The sequence below is a fragment of the Rhizobium sp. B21/90 genome (genome assembly GCF_019355815.1).
GTDB classification, from domain to species: Bacteria; Pseudomonadota; Alphaproteobacteria; order Rhizobiales; family Rhizobiaceae; genus Rhizobium; species Rhizobium rhododendri.
This window is the reverse complement of the sequence record NZ_CP072162.1, coordinates 3,548,881-3,568,157: the sequence shown is the minus strand read 5'-3', so window position 1 is coordinate 3,568,157 and position 19,277 is coordinate 3,548,881. Positions and strand designations below refer to the sequence as shown.

Sequence of the window (19,277 nt, the reverse complement as noted above, 5' to 3'; positions counted from 1 at the left end):
CTTTCTTGTCGCAAGAATTTGCTTTATGGCGATCAAACAACCCAAAGTCGGGAAACGCCATGTCCATCGAAATGTTAAATCGCGAAGTTCAGGGCGACACTGTTCAAAATATCAAAAAAACGAGCGCCCCAGTGACTGGGGACGTGTTCGGCCGAATCGGTAATCTGGAAACGCGCCTTGCCCGTAACGAGCGCGAAATCGACGCTGCCCAGGCGGTGCGCTATCGCGTATTCGTCGAGGAGATGCACGCCCAGTTGCCAGCCGAGGCGATGCGCCTGAAGCGCGACGTCGATAGCTGGGACGCCATCTGCGATCATCTGCTGGTGCTCGATCACTCCATCGAAGGCGATACCGAGGACCAGATCGTCGGCACGTACCGGCTGTTGCGCCAGGAAGTCGCCATGGCCCACGGTGGTTTCTACTCCGCTTCGGAATTTGCCACCGATGCCCTGATCGCCCGTCATCCGGACAAGCAGTTCATGGAACTCGGCCGCTCCTGCGTGCTGCCGGCCTATCGCACAAAACGGATCGTCGAGCTTTTGTGGCAGGGCAACTGGGCTTACGCGCTGAAACACGGCATGGGCGCCATGTTCGGCTGCGCTTCCTTCCCAGGCATACGGCCGGAAGAGCATGCGCTGGCTTTGTCTTTCCTCTACCACAACGTGCGTGCCCAAGGCGAATGGGCGGCCGATGCTCTTCCGGCGCTTGCCCGCACAATGGACCTGATGCCGGCCGAGGCGATCAATGCACGCAAGGCGCTGATGGCGATGCCGCCGCTGATCAAGGGATATCTTCGCCTCGGTGCGATGGTGGGCACGCAGGCCGTGGTCGATCATGCCTTCAATACCACCGATGTACTGATCGTGCTGCCGATCGCCAGCATTTCCGATCGCTATGTCAACCACTACGGCGCGCAGGCGGATCGCTTCCTGAGCTAGGCGCCGGCCTGGCGCTTCTGTCCATCTTCAGGAAATCAACACCTTGATCGATGCAATACCTTGCCTTGGCGGCCAGGCATCCTAAACTTCAACGCAAGCGTGAATTGTCGCGATGAGGGGGAGGGGTCGCAAGCGCCATGAGAACTGTAGTCGCCGGCGTTCTGGACATCGCCTATTACGAAACGGGCCGCGTCGACGGAGCGCCCGTCATACTCCTCCACGGATTTCCCTACGACGCCCATGCCTATGAGGCTGTCGCCGAGCGGCTGGCGGCAGCCGGAAAGCGCTGTATCGTCCCCTTTTTACGCGGCTACGGCGCCACCCGCTTTCTCGATCCGGACACGCCGCGCTCAGGCGAACAGGCAGCGCTCGGTGCCGATCTGCTTGCCTTGATGGATGCGCTGTCGATCCCTTCGGCAGTTCTCGCGGGCTATGACTGGGGCGGTCGCGCAGCTTGCATCGTCGCGGCACTTTGGCCCGACCGGGTGCGGGGACTGGTCAGCGGCGGTGCCGGATACAACATCCAGAACATCGCCAGATCTGTGGAACCGGATACGCCGGAGGCGGAATACCGTTTCTGGTACCAGTATTACTTTCACAGCGAACGCGGCAGGATTGGGCTGGCCGCCGACCGGCGAGGTCTCTGCCGGCTGCTTTGGCGCCTGTGGTCGCCGACTTGGTCCTTCGACGAGGAGACGTTCGCCCGCAGCGCTTCCGCCTTCGATAATCCCGATTTTGTCGCCACCGTGATCCATTCCTATCGCCACCGTTTCGGCCTCGTTGCGGGCGATCCCGCCTATGCGGAGATCGAGCGGTATCTGGCGGCCCAACCGACCATCGCGACGCCCACCATCGTACTGCAAGGCGGCGACGATGGAGTAGACCCGCCGGGTCCCGCTGATACGGCACATGCTCACTTCACCGGGCCGTACGAGCGATTGGCCGTGCCGGGCGCCGGCCACAACCTGCCGCAGGAGGCGCCTGAGGCTTTTGCGGACGCGGTGCTGGCAGTGGGCTGAGAGCAACCGGGCTGCAAACCGCAAAACGTCCTGTGGGCGATCCGTAGTGGCGTCCCGATTGCTGTTGTCTTGCCCGCCTCCGCGCGGATAGGGTGCCGGCTTGTTTTGGGACAGAAAAATCACAGTGAACGAACGCATCGCACCTAGGATCGAGCCTTACTCGGCAACCGAGCTTGCCACTGACGCAAGCCGCGCGTCGGCAACGCCGATGATGGAGCAGTACATAGAGATCAAGGCGAACAATCCCGGTTCGCTGCTGTTCTATCGCATGGGCGATTTCTACGAGTTGTTCTTCGAGGATGCCGTCGAGGCGTCGCGTGCGTTGGGCATCACGCTGACGAAACGCGGCCAGCACATGGGGCAGGATATCCCGATGTGCGGCGTGCCCGTTCACGCCTCCGACGACTACCTGCAGAAGCTGATCTCGTTGGGTTTCCGTGTCGCCGTCTGCGAGCAGATCGAAGACCCGGCCGAGGCAAAGAAGCGCGGTGGCAAATCCGTTGTCAGGCGGGATGTCGTGCGGCTGGTGACGCCAGGCACGATCACCGAGGAAAAGCTGCTTTCGCCGTCCGAATCCAATTATCTGATGGCACTGACCCGCATCCGGGGCGGCAGCGAGCCGCAACTGGCGCTTGCCTGGATCGACATCTCGACCGGCATTTTCCGGCTGGCCGAGACGGATCAGTCGCGTCTGCTCTCCGACATCATCCGCATCGAGCCGCGCGAGTTGATCCTGCCCGACACGATGTTTCACGATCCGGAGCTCAAACCCGTGTTCGATGTGCTCGGGCGAGTGGCGGTGCCGCAGCCATCGGTGCTGTTCGACAGCGCTAGTGCCGAAGGACGTATCACCCGCTATTTTGGCGTCGCGACGCTCGACGGCTTTGGCAGCTTTACCCGCGCCGAGCTTGCAGCTGCGGCTGCAGCGGTTGCCTATGTCGAAAAAACCCAGATCGCCGAGCGCCCGCCACTCGGCCGGCCGGAGCGCGAAAGCGGCGCCTCGACGCTGTTCATCGATCCCGCCACCCGCGCCAATCTGGAACTGGTACGGACCCAGTCTGGAGACCGCAACGGCACGCTGCTGAAAGCCGTCGATCGCACCGTGACAGGCGGCGGTGCTCGGTTGCTGGCCGAACGGCTGATGTCACCGCTGACGGATCCCGCGCGTATCAATGCCCGGCTTGATTCGATAGGCTTCCTGCTCGAGGAGCCCTCCCTCTGCAGCGATCTGCGGTCAGCCTTGAAGCACGTGCCGGATATGCCCCGCGCCCTCTCGCGACTGGCGCTCGACCGGGGCGGACCACGCGACCTGTTTGCGATTGCCAAGGGGCTGGGCGCGGCTTTCGCGATTGCCGAGATGCTGGGCGCAGCGCTGCTGCCGGGCGAACTCGACGATGCTCTTGCCGGGCTGAAGACGCTGCCGAAAGAGCTCGAATCGCTGCTCACCGGCACGCTCGCCGATGAGCTGCCGCTGTTGAAGCGTGATGGCGGCTTTCTGCGACAGGGTGCCGATGCTGATCTCGATGCGGTCCGGGCCCTGCGCGATCAGTCGCGCCGGGTGATCGCCGGGCTGCAGCTACAATATGCCGAGGAAACCGGCATCAAGTCACTGAAGATCAAGCACAACAATGTGCTCGGCTATTTCATCGAAGTCACCGCCGGCAGTGCCGGCCCGATGATCGATACACCAGAGGCCAAGGGACGCTTCATCCATCGCCAGTCGATGGCGAATGCCATGCGATTCACGACGCCGGAACTGGCCGATCTCGAAAGCCGTATTGCCAATGCCGGCGGCCAGGCGCTGGCGATCGAACTGAAGGCTTTCGACGAAATGGTGGCAGCCGTGGTTCGCAAGGCCGAGGCGATCAAGGCAGGTGCCCGGGCGCTCGCCGTCATCGATGTCGCCGCCGGCCTGGCGTTGCTGGCCGAAGAGCAGGCCTACTGCCGGCCAACGGTGGACGATTCGAAAATGTTTGCCATCGGTGGCGGCCGCCATCCCGTGGTCGAGCAGGCCCTGCGTCGCCAGTCGGCAGGTCCTTTCGTCGCCAACAACTGTGATCTCTCACCGCGCGACGGCGGGCGGGACGGCGCCATCTGGCTGCTGACTGGCCCGAACATGGGCGGCAAGTCGACCTTCCTGCGCCAGAATGCGCTGATTGCCATCCTCGCCCAGATGGGCTGCTTCGTGCCGGCAACGTCGGCCCATATCGGTATCGTCGACCGCTTGTTTTCGCGCGTCGGAGCATCTGACGATCTTGCCCGCGGGCGCTCGACCTTCATGGTCGAAATGGTCGAGACAGCGGCCATCCTCAACCAGGCCAGCGACCGTTCGCTGGTCATTCTGGACGAGATCGGCCGTGGCACAGCCACCTTCGATGGCCTGTCGATCGCATGGGCGGCGGTCGAGCACCTGCATGAGGGCAATCGTTGCCGGGGCCTGTTTGCCACCCATTTCCACGAACTGACCGCACTGTCGGAAAAACTCGGGCGTCTGGCCAACGCCACGATGCGGGTCCGGGAGTGGGATGGCGAGGTTATCTTCCTCCACGAGGTCGGACCGGGTGCCGCCGATCGCTCCTACGGAATCCAGGTGGCGCGACTGGCCGGCCTGCCGGCTTCCGTCGTTGAGCGCGCCCGCGATGTCCTGACGAGGCTCGAGGACGCCGACCGCAAGAACCCGGCATCCTCGCTGATCGACGACCTGCCGCTATTCCAGGTGGCGGTCCGCCGCGACGAGGCGTACCGCGCACGGGGAACGTCCAAGGTCGAAGAGGCGTTGAGGGCCATCGACCTCGATGACCTGACACCGCGCGCGGCGCTTGACGCGCTCTACGAATTGAAGAAGAAGCTCAGTGAGGCCGGCTGAAGTCGGAAACGGGATCGCGTCATGCATATCGAAAAACTGCTCACCGAAGTTCGAAATCTCTCCGACCGTTTCGTCATGCCCGAAGCGCGACCGAAGCCGGAAGCGCCCATCGAGTGGCATTCCGCCCGTGGCCTGCTCGACATCGTGCTTGCCTGCGGCCGCATCTCGGATATTTCCACCCGCATTTCGGCTGCCGGTTATTGGGAGTGCGACCGCGAACTGCTGGCACAGATCGGTGCGCAGTCTCGACAGATCCTCTATCATATCAATGACATGAAGGCTATCGAGGCAAAGAATATCGCTGAAGGCCGCAGTGAAGCCTAGGCGGGACATCAGGTGTGCACGAATGCTACCCGCGACCGGCTTCGTCAACCTTCGTCAAATATAAACACTCTGGTTTTTATGATGCCTGTCATCGGCGGGTCAGAAGGGCTATAGCGCATGGCGACGAAGAGTGAGGCGCTCCAGCAGAGGATGGCCGACAACGAGAAGCACCTCGGTCGGCGCAGGATGGCTGTCATCGATTATCCCGGCATTCTGGACGTGACCGCCGTCAGAGCCGAATGCGACGCCGTTATCGCCGCCCACAAGGGCACCCGGATAGACCTGCGAAACGCGCTGTTGCCGCCGCTGAAAAGGGCAAGCCAAGAGGCACGCGAGCGCGCCCGGTTACGGTTTTTCGCCCATGGCAGCGGACTTGATTGCGCACACGAGATTTCCTGGCTGCAGGACCAGCTGATCACTATCCTCTATGATGTCGCGGTCACGCAGGTCTACCCCGGCCAGAAGGACAAATTTGCCGTCGCAGCGGTCGGTGGCTATGGTCGCGATACGCTGGCACCGGGATCCGATATCGACCTGCTGTTCCTGTTCCAGCCAAAGCCCGAGGACGATACCCACAAGGCCGTCGAGTTCGTGCTCTACGTTCTCTGGGACATGGGCTTCAAGGTCGGTCACGCCACCCGCACCATCGAAGAGTGCATCCGCCTGTCGAAGTCGGACATGACGATCCGCACCGCCATTCTTGAAACCCGCTTCATCTGCGGTTATCGGCCTCTGGCGACCGAACTCGAGGGCCGCTTCGACAAGGAAATCGTCATCGGCACCGGGCCGGAATTCGTTGCTGCCAAACTGGCCGAACGCGACGAGCGTCATCGCAAGGCCGGCGACACCCGCTATCTGGTCGAACCCAACGTCAAGGAAGGCAAAGGCGGTCTGCGCGACCTGCACACGCTGTTCTGGATCTCGAAATACTATTATCACGTCCGCAACACGATCGAACTCGTCAAGCTTGGCGTACTCTCGAAGAGCGAATACCGGCTGTTCGAAAAGGCCGACGATTTTCTCTGGGCGGTGCGCTGCCACATGCATTTCCTCACCAACAAGGCTGAGGAGCGGCTGTCATTCGACATCCAGCGCGAAATCGCCGAGGCGCTCGGCTACCACGCCCGTCCCGGTCTTTCGGCCGTCGAACGTTTTATGAAGCACTATTTCCTGGTGACCAAGGATGTCGGCGACCTCACGCGCATCCTCTGCGCCGCACTGGAGGACGAGCAGGCCAAGGCGACCCCGGGGCTGTCCGGCGTGCTCAGCCGCTTCACTCACCGCTCGCGCAAGATCGCCGGCTCTATCGAGTTCGTGGAGGATCGGGGCCGCATCGCGCTTGCTAATCCCGATGTTTTCAAGCGTGATCCTGTCAGCCTGATCCGACTGTTCCATGTCGCTGACATCAACAACCTGGAATTCCACCCCGATGCGCTGAAGCTGGTGACGCGCTCGCTGTCGCTGATCGATATCCGGCTGCGCGAGGACGAGGAAGCCAACCGGCTGTTCCTGTCGATCCTGACCTCGCCCCGCGATCCGGCGCTGATCCTGCGCCGGATGAACGAGGCCGGCGTGCTCGGCCGCTTCATTCCCGAGTTCGGCAAGATCGTCGCGATGATGCAGTTCAGCATGTATCACCACTATACGGTCGACGAGCACCTGATCCGCGCCGTCGCCATCCTGTCGGAGATCGACAAGGGCAAGGCCGAGGAAATTCATCCGCTCGTCAACAAGCTGATGCCCCACGTAGAGGATCGCGAGGCCCTCTACGTCGCCGTGCTGCTGCACGATGTCGCCAAGGGTCGGCTCGAGGATCACTCGATTGCCGGCGCAAGGGTCGCCCGCAAACTGGCGGCGCGCTTCGGCCTGTCGCCGAAGCAGACCGAACTCGTCGTCTGGCTGATCGAGGAACATCTGACGATGTCGATGGTAGCCCAGACCCGCGACCTCAACGACCGCAAGACGATCATCGATTTTGCCGACCGTGTGCAGTCGCTCGAGCGGTTGAAGATGCTGGTCATCCTGACCGTCTGCGACATCCGCGCCGTTGGCCCCGGGGTCTGGAACGGCTGGAAGGGCCAGCTGCTGCGCACGCTCTACTACGAGACAGAGCTGCTCCTGGCTGGCGGCTTTTCGGAAGTGTCGCGAAACGAACGCGCCAAATACGCTGCCGAGGCCTTGTTCAATGCGCTGTCCGACTGGAGCGAGCACGACCGCGAAGCCTACGTCAAGCTACACTACCAACCCTATCTGCTGTCCGTCTCGCTGGAAGACCAGATCCGCCATACCGGGTTCATTCGCCAGACAGACAAGGCCGGACAGGTGCTGGCGACCATGGTCCGGACAGATAGTTTCCACGCCATTACCGAGATCACGGTCCTGTCGCCCGACCATCCGCGCCTGCTGGCGGTGATTGCCGGTGCCTGTGCGGCGTCCGGTGCCAACATCGTCAACGCGCAGATTTTCACCACAGCTGACGGCCGCGCGCTCGACACGATCCATGTCAGTCGCGAGTTTCCGGACGATGCCGACGAGCTGCGTCGTGCGGCCACCATCGGCAAGATGATCGAGGACGTTTTGTCCGGTCGCAAGCTTCTTCCCGAAGTGATCGCCAATCGCACCAAGCTCAAGCGCAAGAGCAAGGCGTTCGTCGTCTCGCCGTCGGCAACGATCTCCAACAGCCTGTCGAACAAGTTCACCGTCGTCGAGGTCGAGGGTCTCGACCGGACCGGACTTTTGTCGGAGGTGACGGCGGTACTTTCCGATCTGTCGCTGGACATCCAGTCGGCCCGCATCACGACCTTCGGTGAAAAGGTCATCGATACGTTCTACGTTACCGATCTCGTCGGCCAGAAGATTTCCAACGAGAACAAGCGCGGCAACATCATCGCCCGGCTGAAGGCTGTGATGGCTGGCGAGGAGGACGAGCTGCGCCAGCGCATGCCGTCGGGCATTATCGCCCCCTCGGAGACGCCGCTCGACGATCATGAAGAAAAGGCCGGTTCCGCAGCATGAGTCTCGTACGTAAATTTGCGACCGTCGGTGGCGCGACGCTCGGCAGCCGCATGTTCGGTTTCGCCCGCGAAACGCTGATGGCGGCAGCGCTCGGTACCGGGCCGATGGCCGACGTCTTCTACGCCGCCTTCCGATTTCCCAATCTGTTTCGCCGGCTTTTTGCCGAGGGCGCTTTCAATGCTGCCTTCGTGCCGCTGTTTGCCAAGGAGATCGAGGCGAACGGCATCGACGGTGCAAAGCGCTTTTCCGAGGAAGTCTTCGGCGTGCTGTTTTCCGTGCTGTTCCTGATCACGGTGGTGATGGAACTCTGCATGCCGCTGCTGGTTCGATTTGTCATTGCGCCGGGCTTTGCCGACGACGCCGACAAGATGTCGATCACGGTGCGCATGGCGGCGGTTATGTTTCCCTATCTGATGTGCATGTCGCTGACGGCAATGATGAGCGGCATGCTGAATTCGCTCCATCATTTCTTCGCTGCCGCCATCGCGCCGGTTTTCCTCAACGTGGTGATGATCGGCGCGCTGCTCTACGCGCTCTATGTCGGCGCGCCACCGCTTTCGACTGCCTGGTACATGTCCTGGGGTGTGCTGGTCGCCGGCATCCTGCAGCTGGCTGTCGTCTATTTTGGCGTGCTGCATGCCGGCATCTCGATCGGTATTCGCTTTCCGAAAATTACGCCTAACGTCAAGCGGCTGCTCATTCTGGCAGTTCCTGCCGCGATTACTGGCGGCATCACCCAGATCAACCAGATGATCGGCCAGGCCATCGCCTCCAGCCAGGAAGGCGCCATTGCCGCCCTGCAATATGCCGACCGGATCTACCAGCTGCCGCTCGGTGTCGTCGGCGTCGCAGTTGGCGTCGTGCTGCTGCCGGAACTTGCGCGTTCGCTGAAGGGCGGCAACCTGCGCGAGGCGGGCAACCTGCAGAACCGCTCGATCGAATTCGTGCTGTTTATGACCATTCCCGCCGCCTTCGCGTTGTGGATCCTCTCCGACGAGATCATCCGGCTGCTCTACGAGCGGGGCGCTTTCCACGCGCAGAACACCGCGGTCGTCGGCGCTATCCTTGCCATCTACGGCATCGGCCTGCCTGCCTTCGTCATGATCAAGGCGCTGCAGCCGGGCTTTTACGCCCGCGAGGATACGAAAACGCCGATGCGCTTTTCCGCTGTCGCCGTCGCTGTCAATTGCGCCACCGCGCTGACCCTATTCCCGCATATGGGCGCTCCCGGCATTGCTGTGGCCGAGGCGACGGCAGGCTGGATCAGCACGGTACTGCTGTTTGGCACGCTCCTGCGTCGCGGCCACCTCGTGTGGGAATGGGCGCTGGCCCGCCGTGCAGCGCTGCTGGTCGTGGCCGCCTGCGTCATGGGTGCCGTCATCTTTTATCTGAAGCAGCGCTGGGCACCCGAACTGGCGTCCAGTGCATCGCTGCCGACCAAGCTCGGCACTCTCGGCTTGTTGATCGCCATTTCGATGGTCGTCTATTTCGCGACCGCATTCCTTATCGGCGGCGCAAATCTTGGCATGATCCGTCGAAACCTCAATCGCAAGCCGGTGGCAAAGGATGAGGGGCCAACAGCGTGACGACTGCCTGGGGCGACAGGGGTGTCTCGCGGATTTCTTCGAATGCCTGCCTTGCGGCGGGGCTGAGATAAGGACGGAAAAGCGCGGATACCTGGTTAATACCCCAGTCCAGGTGCTCCTCTCCGAGCGCCGATACCCGCTGCTGCAGGTTGAGATACACGGCCCAGTAGGTGGCGACGATCCACACATTTGCCAGCAGAGGCGCCCTGTCGTCGGCTGGTACGTTGATCAGGGCCTCGCTTTCCATACGCTTGAGGATTTCGTCCAGCGCGTGGCCCATCAGCGTGCTGACACTCCGGATCGCCTCGGCGAGCGATGGAGCAACCGCAAGCAGGTCGACAAGGTCGCGAAACAGGAAGCGATAGTCCCAAACGAGCGAAAACCACTGGCGCAGAAGGCCGGGATAGCTCGCCGGATCGTTGGCAGGAGCGGAGTGCGCGCTTGCGACAAAGCCGGCCGCCGCCGTCTCGAACCCTGAAAACAGGCTGGTGATCAGCGATTCTTTGGTGCGGAAGTGGTAATAGAGGTTTCCCTCGTTGATCCCGACCATGCCGGCAATCTCGGCTGTAGTCACACGACCGGGGCTCTTTTCATTGAACAGTGAAAGCGCTGCTACCAGGATCCTGTCGCGCGTGGGCATGCGTTTCTTCGACTTTCCTGCCGGCAAATCACCATCGACCATATCCGCCCCTTGCAAATATAAGGTATTCACCTTATTTCTCTTTAAGGTAATCACCTTAGGCAGACGCTACCGCAGTTTCTGCGTTCGAACAAGGAGCCAGACATGCAAGCCGCAACCGCAGTGCCCTCATCGTCCAACTTGCCGTTTATTCCCCGCCGGTCCACCGCCGCAGCAATTGTCGCGGTGATCAGAAATCCGCTGCAGGCCTTGCCCCCGCAAGTGTTCACGGAACGCGTGGTTTTCGCCAAGCGCGCCGGCAAGACCCACGTCTATCTCACCGATCCCGTCCTTATTCACGAAGCTCTCGTTGGCAATGCGGATGCGCTGAGCAAGGGCGAGAATGTGCGCAGGGCGCTGGGTCCGGCCCTCGGCGAAGGGCTTCTCACCGCCGATGGGTCGCACTGGAAATGGCAGCGACAGGCAGTCGCCGGCGCATTTCGCCATGATCGGCTCGTCGAACTGCAACCCGCCATGATCGCAGCGGCGGAAACCACCCGGGACCGGCTTCTGGCAGCCGAGGGCAGCACCGTTGATATCGGCCACGAAATGATGCGCACCACCTTCGACATCATCGTCGAGACCATGATGTCGGGCGGCCATGGAATCGATGTGGCGCGGGTCGAGCAAGGGATCACCGACTACCTGAAACCGAGCGGTTGGACATTCGCACTCGCCATGCTCGGCGCTCCGGAATGGGTTCCCTTTCCCGGTCGCGGCAAGGCGCGGGAGGCAGTGGCGTTTCTTCGCTCAAGCCTCGCCAGGGTCATCGCCGAGCGCCGGGTTGCGCCCGATGCCCGTTACGACCTCGTATCGATGCTGCTCTCCGCCTCCGATCCGGAGAGCGGCCGTAGCATGAGCGACGGCGAAATCGTCGATAACCTCATGACCTTCATCACGGCCGGACACGAGACGACGGCGCTGGGCCTTGCCTGGACACTCCATCTCCTGGCAAAGCACCCCGAACATGAAGCCGCTGTCCTCGCGGAAATCGCAACGGTGACCGGGGGAGGCCCGCTGCGCCCGGAACACGTCGCGAGGCTCGGCTACACCAGGCAAGTCTTCTCGGAGGCCATGCGGCTCTATCCGCCGGCCCCCATCATCACCCGGACGGCCGTGCGTGAGTTCGCACTGGGCGAATTCAGGATCCCGGCAGGCGCGGATATCTACGTGCCGATCTACGCACTCCATCGTCATCCGTCGCTCTGGTCCGATCCCGAGACATTCGATCCCGCCCGGTTTGCCCCGGATGCCGCCAAGGCCCGCCACCGCTACGCCTACATGCCGTTCGGGGCAGGGCCACGGGTCTGTATCGGCAATGCTTTCGCCGTCATGGAGGCCGTCGCTATCCTCGCTGTACTCTTGCCAGCGGTGAGGCTCGGCAATCATGGTGCGGCAGATAAGAAGGCCATCATGAAAGTCACGCTGCGTCCCAAGGAAAACCTGATGATGGTCGTGCGTAAACGTGCCGCCCCATCTCGGTCTTCCTAGGCGTTGCGAAGCTGAAAGCGGTACAAATGCTATACGCAAGTTTCGTAATATACCAAGCTCAGGCGAGGATGCGGCTCGCTGCTGCCGCGCTCCATGGCAATGATTGCTGAGGACGCGATAAGGAGAGGGCTGCTTGATGCAGTACGATTGGACAGGTGTCCGCACAAAAAGGGTAAGACGGTTTAAACAGGTCTCGCTGACACTCCTTAGCATGCTGATGCTCTATTGGGTGAGCCTGCAGATACGCTGATGTTCCCGCTTTCGTGCAGCGCTCGGTAATCCATGATGCCATGCAGGCGGGCGCTGTCATTGTTCACGGTGCCGCACAGCCTGTGCGGATTGCGGTTATTTCCAGATGGGGTAGCGAGCCCTATTTCTACCTCCTGCTTCACAGGAGAAAGCCATGTCCGCTACCCATCAGCCAGACACATTCACCCTCGGCAGTCACAGCGTCAAACGCATGGGCTACGGCGCCATGCAGCTTGCCGGACCCGGCGTTTTCGGGCCGCCCCGTGATCGCGACGCCGCCATCGCTGTGCTCCGCGCCGCTGTCGAGGCCGGGGTCGATCACATCGACACCAGCGACTTCTACGGTCCGCATATCACCAACCAATTGATCCGCGAGGCGCTTCACCCCTATGCCGACGATCTGGTGATCGTCACCAAGATCGGTGCCAAGCGTGGCCCGGACGCATCGTGGAACCCGGCCTTCTCTGCCGCCGAGTTGACTGAGGCCGTTCACGACAATCTGCGCAACCTCGGCCTCGATGTGCTCGATGTCGTCAACCTGCGCCTGATGTTCAGCGCCCATGGGCCGGCCGAAGGCTCGCTCGAGGCGCCCATGACCGTATTGGCCGACCTGCAGCGCCAGGGCCTCGTACGCCACATAGGGCTCAGCAATGCCACCCCGACGCAGATTGCCGAAGGCCGGCGTATCGCCGACATCGTCTGCATCCAGAACATGTACAATCTTGCCAATCGCAGCGACGACGCGCTGATCGACGATCTCGCCCGCGATGGCATCGCCTATGTGCCGTTCTTTCCGCTTGGTGGTTTCAGCCCGCTGCAGTCCTCGGCTCTCGACAGCGTCGCTGCGAGCCTTGGTGCGACGCCGATGCAGGTTGCCCTTGCCTGGCTCCTCCGCCGCTCTCCCAATATCCTGCTCATTCCAGGCACCTCGTCCGTCGGGCATCTCAAGGAAAATCTGGCTGCTGCCGACCTTCAGCTTACCGAAGATGTCCTCAGGGCCCTCGACGGCGTGTCTGCTGGCTAAGGCAAACGCGGGGCGCCGCACTGCAATGGTGCGGTGCCCTCTAGCTGGATAGCCTCGCCCACCGCTCATGGTCGCGCCATTCGCCGGCGATCTTGAGGTATCTTTCGGAAAAGCCTTCGCGCTGAAATCCGGCTCGCCGCACCAGGGCCAGTGACGCAACATTATCCGGCTGGATGTTTGCTTCCAGCCGATGCAAACCAATTTCGGCGAAAGTGTGTTTGCAGACGCTATCGACCGCCTCGGTCATAAAGCCTTTCCGCGAAAGCCCGGAAATGCCGTAATAGCTGAGGTATCCGCTTCGGAACGCGCCCCAAACAATCTCGCTGATATTCACCACGCCGACGATGGAACCGCTTGCTCGCTCGCGTGCGACGAAGTCGAGGTTGGGTCCGGTTATCGTCCTGGCGTACCACGCGTCGAAGCCATCCATATCCGTGAATGGAGCAATCCAGGGCGCATGAAAAGCTCTGCTCTTCCTGTTTGCCTCGATGAGGTCTTCAGCATCCGAAATATGGACGCGATCGATTTGAATGTTCGGCATATGCTTCCTTTAGTTCCGCCGACAACGCCCGTAAAGTATGGTTGCTGTCGATATGCCGACGACCTTTGCCTAACTCGACGGTGGACGTCCGCCCTAAGTAACCCACGACACCATCGCCCAGATAATTGAGAGCCCGACATGTCCGACCGATCCGTCTTCCTCGTCACGCTCGTCGTCGACGACTACGATGCTGCAAAGGCATTTTACTGCGACGCGCTTGGATTTGATTGCCAGCAGGATGAGGTCCAGGACGATGGCAAGCGCTGGGTCGTGGTGCGGCCTCCGGGGACGGATGGGGCGGCGTTGCTGCTGGCGAGGGCGGAGGGCGAAGATCAGCGTGCGGCAATCGGCAACCAGACCGGCGGCCGCGTCGGCTTTTTCCTGAAGACCAGCGATTTCGCCCGCGATCATGCAGTCATGGTGGTCCGTGGCGTCGCCTTCCTGGAGGCGCCCCGGCGCGAAATCTATGGCACGGTCGCGGTGTTTGCTGATCCCTATGGCAATCGCTGGGATCTGATCGAGCATTCTGCCTGAGATCCCTCTTGCTCGGCAGGTTATCGCCGTGCATAAGCCGCGATGTTGCAACATGGGCGGAAAAGCCCTGGGGCCTTCCACAAGCCTATTGAGGACGACATGACCGAATTCAAGAAACTCGTATTTTCCGGCGTCCAGCCGACCGGCAACCTGCATCTCGGTAATTATCTCGGCGCCATCAAGAAATTCGTGGCTCTGCAGGACAACAACGACTGCATCTACTGCGTCGTCGACATGCACGCATTGACCGCGCAGCTCGTCCACGACGACATGCCCGGCCAGATCCGCTCGATTACCGCAGCTTTCCTCGCTGCCGGCATCGACCCCGAAAAGCATATCGTCTTCGCTCAGTCGTCCGTGCCCCAGCACGCCGAACTCGCCTGGATCTTCAATTGCGTTGCCCGCATCGGCTGGATGAACCGCATGACGCAGTTCAAGGACAAGGCTGGCAAGGATCGTGAAAATGCCTCGCTCGGGCTCTACGCCTATCCAAGCCTGATGGCGGCCGATATTCTCGTCTATCGCGGCACGCATGTGCCCGTCGGCGATGACCAGAAGCAGCATCTGGAGCTTGCCCGCGACATCGCCATGAAGTTCAACATCGACTACGCCGAGCACATCCGCCGCGCTGGCACCGGGCTTGATATCGTCGTTGGCGAACAGCCGGTGCATGCCTTCTTCCCGCTGGTGGAACCGCTGATCGATGGCCCTGCGCCGCGTGTCATGTCGCTGAAGGATGGCTCCAAGAAGATGTCGAAGTCGGATCCATCGGACCTGTCGCGCATCAACCTGATGGACGACGAGGAGACCATCTCCAAGAAGATCCGCAAGGCGAAGACCGATCCGGATGGCTTGCCGAGCGAGATCGCCGGACTTGCCGGGCGCCCGGAAGCCGACAATCTCGTCGGCATCTACGCAGCACTTGCCGACAAGACCAAGGCGGAGGTCCTTGCCGAATTCGGCGGCCAGCAGTTCTCGGTTTTCAAGCCGGCGCTGGTCGATGTTGCGGTTGCTACCCTGGCGCCTATCACCGGCGAAATGCGCCGGCTGATGGCCGACCCCGGTCATATCGATGCCGTCCTGCGCGATGGTGGAGCAAGGGCCCGTGCCCGTGCCGAAGTCACCATGCAGCAGGTCCGCGATATCGTCGGCTTCATCTCCTAGGTCACGTGTCCAATCTCCTTCTCCCTGCTGGGGAGAAGGAGAAGACGGGGGCTTGCAAAAATCGGCCATCACGTGTCAGAGTCCGGGCATGGTATCACAGCGACTTTCACGGCTAGAAGGCCATCGCCGCAAGTTCATGGCGGTGATCGACGGCACTCCCGAATGCCAGCGTGCCGTGCACTATGCCGGCCGGCGGGCGAAGAATTCCAATGGCGGTCTGCTGCTGCTTTACGTTATTCCCGATGGTGATTTCCAGCAATGGCTGGGGGTCGAGGAAATCATGCGCGCAGAAGCGCGTGAGGAGGCCGAGGCTGTTGTCGCCAAGGCTGCCCAGCTTGTGCGGGAGACCATCGGCATCGAGCCCGAAACGGTCATCCGCGAGGGCGATGTTGCGGAACAGCTGAATGCAGTGATCGACGAGGACCGCGACGTCGCTATTCTTGTTCTGGCAGCGGGATCGAACAAGGAAGGTCCGGGGCCGCTGGTATCGTCCGTCGCCGGTCGCTCCGCAGCCTTCCCGATCCCGGTCACGGTGCTGCCGGATTCGCTGACAAACGAGGAAATCGACGCTCTTTGCTGATCCCGTTGCCGATTTGTTGAGTGTGGCGGTCTTGATTGGTTGGCCGAAAAGGCCTATTTTCTTTTGAAGAGTTCTAAACGACGGACAGGCTCATGCCGCCGTCATGGAGATGACGATGTTCATTCAGACCGAGTCCACGCCGAACCCCTCAACGCTGAAATTCCTGCCTGGCAAGGTTGTCATGGAAAATGGTACGGCCGAGTTCCGCAGCGCAGCCGACGCGCAGGTTTCGCCACTCGCGGCCCGCCTGTTCACCGTGCCCGGAGTCACCGGCGTCTATTTCGGCTATGATTTCATCAGCGTCTCCAAGGACGATCAGGAATGGCAGCATCTGAAGCCAGCCATCCTAGGCTCGATCATGGAGCATTTCATGTCCGGCAAGCCCGTCATGGGCACTTCCTCGGCATTGTCGGAAGTCACGGATGCCGATGGCGAATTCTTCGCCGAGGGCGATGAGTCCATCGTCTTGACGATAAAGGAACTGCTGGAGACCCGTGTCCGTCCGGCCGTCGCCCAGGATGGCGGCGACATCACTTTCCGCGGCTTCCGGGATGGCACCGTCTTTCTCAACATGAAAGGCTCATGCGCAGGCTGCCCTTCGTCCACCGCCACGCTGAAGCACGGCGTCCAGAACCTCCTCCGCCATTTCGTGCCCGAAGTGCTGGAAGTCGAGGCGGTCTGATCGGGATTTTCCGGAAACGTCGAAAATGATCGTACTGGCGCTGGATACCGCAGGCACGGATTGCGCCGCCGCCGTCTATGACAGCGACGGCGACCGCGTGTTCGCCGAAATTACCGAAACCATCGGCAAGGGCCATGCCGAACATCTCATCGCACTGGTCGATCGTGTGCTCGACAAGGCTGGCCTGAAGCTCGATGCAGTCGAGCGGATCGCCGTGACCGTCGGTCCCGGCTCCTTCACCGGCATCCGGGTCGGCGTCGCTGCCGCCCGTGGTTTTGCCCTTGCGCTCGGCATCCCGGCTGTCGGCGTCACGACACTCGAGGTGATCGCGGCCGCCCATCGCCCGAAGGCTGCGGGCCGGCCGATGCTGGTGGCAATGGACGCCAAGCGGGGCGAAGTCTACCTGCAAACATTCGGCGTCGACGGAATGCCTCTTAGCGAGTCTGCGGCGGTGCTTGTGGAGGATGCTCGAGCGCTGGCCGCCGAGTTCGATGGCCTGTTGGCCGGCTCGGCCGTGCCGCTTTTGAGCTCCACGGCGGAGGATGTGCCGGCAGACGCGGCTGGCAATGCCTTTCCGATCTCGGATGTTGCGCGGCTCGGTGCAAAAATGCTTGTCGGCGAGAAGCCGAAGCCGCTTTATCTGCGCGGCCCCGATGCCAAGCCGCAGCTCGGCTTCGCCGTCGCGAGGCAATAGGCGATGCTGCCGTCATTCCTTAGAAGTAAGCCCGATTACGAGATCGTCGCCATGGTCTCGCGCGACTGCGCCGACGTATCCGCGCTGCACAGCGCCCGCTTTCCGAAAGCCTGGGGCACAGGCGAATTCCACAGCCTGCTGTCGCAGGAGCCGGTGTTCGGCTTTGTTGCCCGCCAGACCAACGGCAAGCCGGCGCTTTGCGGTTTCGTGCTCGCTCGCCATGTCGCCGACGAGGCGGAGATCCTCACGGTTGCGGTGCAGCCGAAGCTCGGTCGCGCCGGTCTAGGCTGGCGGTTGATGCAGGCAGCGATGCGCGAGGCGCACCGGCGCGGCGGGGAAAGCATGTTTCTGGAGGTCGATGCCGGCAATGTTGCGGCAGTCGGGCTCTACCGCAAGCTGGGCTTCGCCACGGTTGGCGAGCGCAAGGCCTATTACACGGATGCATCCGGTACAAAATCGACGGCGCTTGTCATGCGCCGCGATCTTCGCTAGTCCCTAGGGTCGGATCCACGGGCCAGAAGACGACATCGATGACAGATATTGCCAAATCGCTCGAGGAGCTCTGTGCCGAACGCGGCATGCGCATGACCGAGCAGCGGCGCGTCATCGCTCGAATCATTGCAGATGCCGAGGATCACCCCGATGTCGAGGAACTGCATCGCCGCTCGGTGAAGATCGATTCGAAAATCTCCATCTCCACGGTCTACCGCACGGTAAAGCTGTTCGAGGACGCCGGCATTATTACCCGCCATGATTTTCGCGACGGGCGTTCGCGCTACGAGACGGTTCCGGAAGAGCACCACGACCACCTGATCGACCTGAAAACCGGCGACGTCGTCGAGTTCCATTCGCCGGAAATCGAGGCTCTGCAGGAACGTATCGCCCGCGAGCACGGCTTCCGCCTTGTCGGCCACCGGCTGGAGCTCTATGGGGTGCCGATCAAGAAGGACGAGCACTGAGTGCCTGATGTCTGCGACAGGGCCGGACGAAGCTTCTGCATTCGGAAACCGCAGCTTTGCGGTAAGGGTATTATGGGGGAGGCGGTGGTAGGTACGCACCCCAAAACACTTTATGAGGCACGGCCTTGATCCACCGCTTGCGCCTTGTTTTCGGTGGATTTCTTGTGCTGGTCGCCAGCGTTTTCCTGCTGCCGCTGCAATGTGTCTGCCTCTATTTTGACTGGAGGCTGCGTCGCTACCTGCCGCGCCTCTGGCACCGCCTCGTCTGCTATGCCTTCGGGCTACACATCCGCGTTCACGGCGCGCCGGATCGTCGAAGGCCGTTGATGCTGGCATCGAACCATTCGTCCTGGCTGGATATCCTGGTGCTGTCGGCGGTGGCCGATGTTGCCTTCATTGCGAAGATCGAGGTGCGCGGCTGGCCTATCTTTGGGCTTTTCGCGCGCTTGCAAAAGACGGTGTTCGTTGTCCGAGAGCAGAAGCGCAAGACGGGCGAACAGGTGAACGAGATTGCCGAGCGCATGGCCGGCGGCGAGATCGTCGTTCTGTTTCCGGAAGGCACAACGTCGGACGGCAACCGCCTGCTGGAGGTGAAGTCCTCGCTGTTCGGGGCGGCGGCGGCTGCTCTTCCGGCCGCACCCGAAGGCGTGGTGCACGTCCAGCCGGTCGCGGTCGCTTATACAGGCATCCACGGCATGCCGATGGGGCGTTATCACCGGCCCGTTGCCACATGGCCGGGAGACATCGAGATGCTGCCGTCGCTGAAGGGCGTGCTTGCCTGCGGCGCAATCGATGTCGACGTGCATTTCGGCGAGACGGTCGATTATCGCGCCGACAGCAACCGCAAGCAGGTCGCAGCGGAAGTCACCGAGCGCATTCGTGCCCTGCTTTCGGGCCTGCTGCTCGGTCGCCACAAGACCTGATACTCAAGA

At 61.7% G+C, this 19,277-nt stretch carries 18 protein-coding genes; 16 read left to right on the top strand and 2 right to left on the bottom strand.

Going from position 1 to position 19,277, the window contains the following annotated elements; all coding sequences use genetic code 11:
* Positions 1 to 59 precede the first annotated feature (59 nt).
* The 6 genes from J5278_RS17290 (at position 60) to murJ (ending at position 9,748) form a co-directional block, all read left to right on the top strand.
* Positions 60 to 938, top strand: coding sequence for a GNAT family N-acetyltransferase (locus tag J5278_RS17290; protein ID WP_209182633.1), 879 nt, complete (start codon positions 60 to 62; stop codon positions 936 to 938).
* A 137-nt stretch (positions 939 to 1,075) separates the two neighbouring features.
* Positions 1,076 to 1,957 carry an alpha/beta fold hydrolase gene (locus J5278_RS17285; protein ID WP_209182634.1) on the top strand — a complete coding sequence of 294 codons (882 nt, stop codon included), beginning with the start codon at positions 1,076 to 1,078 and terminating at the stop codon, positions 1,955 to 1,957.
* A 208-nt stretch (positions 1,958 to 2,165) separates the two neighbouring features.
* Positions 2,166 to 4,823 carry a DNA mismatch repair protein MutS gene (mutS, locus tag J5278_RS17280; RefSeq protein ID WP_209182845.1) on the top strand — a complete coding sequence of 886 codons (2,658 nt, stop codon included), beginning with the start codon at positions 2,166 to 2,168 and terminating at the stop codon, positions 4,821 to 4,823.
* A gap of 21 nt (positions 4,824 to 4,844) precedes the next feature.
* The gene (locus J5278_RS17275; RefSeq protein WP_209182636.1) at positions 4,845 to 5,147 is read left to right on the top strand and encodes a hypothetical protein; all 303 of its coding nucleotides are present in this window, start codon (positions 4,845 to 4,847) and stop codon (positions 5,145 to 5,147) included.
* 117 nt (positions 5,148 to 5,264) lie between these two features.
* The gene (locus tag J5278_RS17270; protein WP_209182638.1) at positions 5,265 to 8,162 is read left to right on the top strand and encodes a [protein-PII] uridylyltransferase; all 2,898 of its coding nucleotides are present in this window, start codon (positions 5,265 to 5,267) and stop codon (positions 8,160 to 8,162) included.
* Positions 8,159 to 9,748 (top strand): murein biosynthesis integral membrane protein MurJ, encoded by a 1,590-nt coding sequence (murJ, locus tag J5278_RS17265; RefSeq protein WP_142823858.1) that lies wholly within the window; start codon positions 8,159 to 8,161, stop codon positions 9,746 to 9,748. Before J5278_RS17270 ends, murJ begins: the two co-directional genes overlap by 4 nt.
* Here the strand turns inward: murJ and J5278_RS17260 are convergent.
* The gene (locus J5278_RS17260; protein WP_247750677.1) at positions 9,705 to 10,388 is read right to left on the bottom strand and encodes a TetR/AcrR family transcriptional regulator; all 684 of its coding nucleotides are present in this window, start codon (positions 10,386 to 10,388) and stop codon (positions 9,705 to 9,707) included. The genes murJ and J5278_RS17260 overlap by 44 nt on opposite strands.
* Before the next feature lie 144 nt (positions 10,389 to 10,532).
* Between J5278_RS17260 and J5278_RS17255 the strand changes: the two genes are divergently transcribed.
* Both J5278_RS17255 and J5278_RS17250 read left to right on the top strand, forming a co-directional pair.
* Entirely contained in the window at positions 10,533 to 11,918 is a 1,386-nt protein-coding gene (locus J5278_RS17255) for a cytochrome P450 (protein WP_209182642.1), read from the top strand.
* Positions 11,919 to 12,321: 403 nt separating this feature from the next.
* The gene (locus tag J5278_RS17250) at positions 12,322 to 13,191 is read left to right on the top strand and encodes an aldo/keto reductase family oxidoreductase (RefSeq protein WP_209182644.1); all 870 of its coding nucleotides are present in this window, start codon (positions 12,322 to 12,324) and stop codon (positions 13,189 to 13,191) included.
* Between the two features lie 40 nt (positions 13,192 to 13,231).
* Here J5278_RS17250 and J5278_RS17245 read toward each other — a convergent pair whose 3' ends face one another.
* Positions 13,232 to 13,732: a GNAT family N-acetyltransferase gene (locus J5278_RS17245; RefSeq protein WP_209182647.1), complete on the bottom strand. Its 501-nt coding sequence runs from the start codon at positions 13,730 to 13,732 to the stop codon at positions 13,232 to 13,234.
* Positions 13,733 to 13,870: 138 nt separating this feature from the next.
* On the opposite strand from J5278_RS17245, the gene J5278_RS17240 reads away from it, so the two are divergent.
* The 8 genes from J5278_RS17240 (at position 13,871) to J5278_RS17205 (ending at position 19,268) form a co-directional block, all read left to right on the top strand.
* Positions 13,871 to 14,266 (top strand): VOC family protein, encoded by a 396-nt coding sequence (locus tag J5278_RS17240; protein WP_209182649.1) that lies wholly within the window; start codon positions 13,871 to 13,873, stop codon positions 14,264 to 14,266.
* Between the two features lie 99 nt (positions 14,267 to 14,365).
* A complete protein-coding gene (gene trpS / locus J5278_RS17235; RefSeq protein WP_142823864.1) occupies positions 14,366 to 15,430 on the top strand; it encodes a tryptophan--tRNA ligase in 1,065 nt (354 codons plus the stop codon).
* Positions 15,431 to 15,518: 88 nt separating this feature from the next.
* Positions 15,519 to 16,010, top strand: a complete 492-nt coding sequence (locus J5278_RS17230) for a universal stress protein (RefSeq protein WP_111216455.1) — start codon at positions 15,519 to 15,521, stop codon at positions 16,008 to 16,010.
* Positions 16,011 to 16,125: 115 nt separating this feature from the next.
* Positions 16,126 to 16,692, top strand: coding sequence for a NifU family protein (locus J5278_RS17225; RefSeq protein WP_111216957.1), 567 nt, complete (start codon positions 16,126 to 16,128; stop codon positions 16,690 to 16,692).
* 25 nt (positions 16,693 to 16,717) lie between these two features.
* Positions 16,718 to 17,386, top strand: a complete 669-nt coding sequence (tsaB, locus tag J5278_RS17220) for a tRNA (adenosine(37)-N6)-threonylcarbamoyltransferase complex dimerization subunit type 1 TsaB (protein ID WP_209182657.1) — start codon at positions 16,718 to 16,720, stop codon at positions 17,384 to 17,386.
* Between the two features lie 3 nt (positions 17,387 to 17,389).
* Positions 17,390 to 17,878, top strand: a complete 489-nt coding sequence (locus tag J5278_RS17215; protein WP_142823867.1) for a GNAT family N-acetyltransferase — start codon at positions 17,390 to 17,392, stop codon at positions 17,876 to 17,878.
* Positions 17,879 to 17,916: 38 nt separating this feature from the next.
* On the top strand, positions 17,917 to 18,345 hold the full coding sequence (locus J5278_RS17210; RefSeq protein ID WP_111216460.1) for a Fur family transcriptional regulator: 429 nt from the start codon (positions 17,917 to 17,919) through the stop codon (positions 18,343 to 18,345).
* A gap of 125 nt (positions 18,346 to 18,470) precedes the next feature.
* Complete coding sequence (locus J5278_RS17205) at positions 18,471 to 19,268, top strand: 1-acyl-sn-glycerol-3-phosphate acyltransferase (RefSeq protein WP_209182659.1); 798 nt, start codon at positions 18,471 to 18,473, stop codon at positions 19,266 to 19,268.
* Positions 19,269 to 19,277 lie beyond the last annotated feature (9 nt).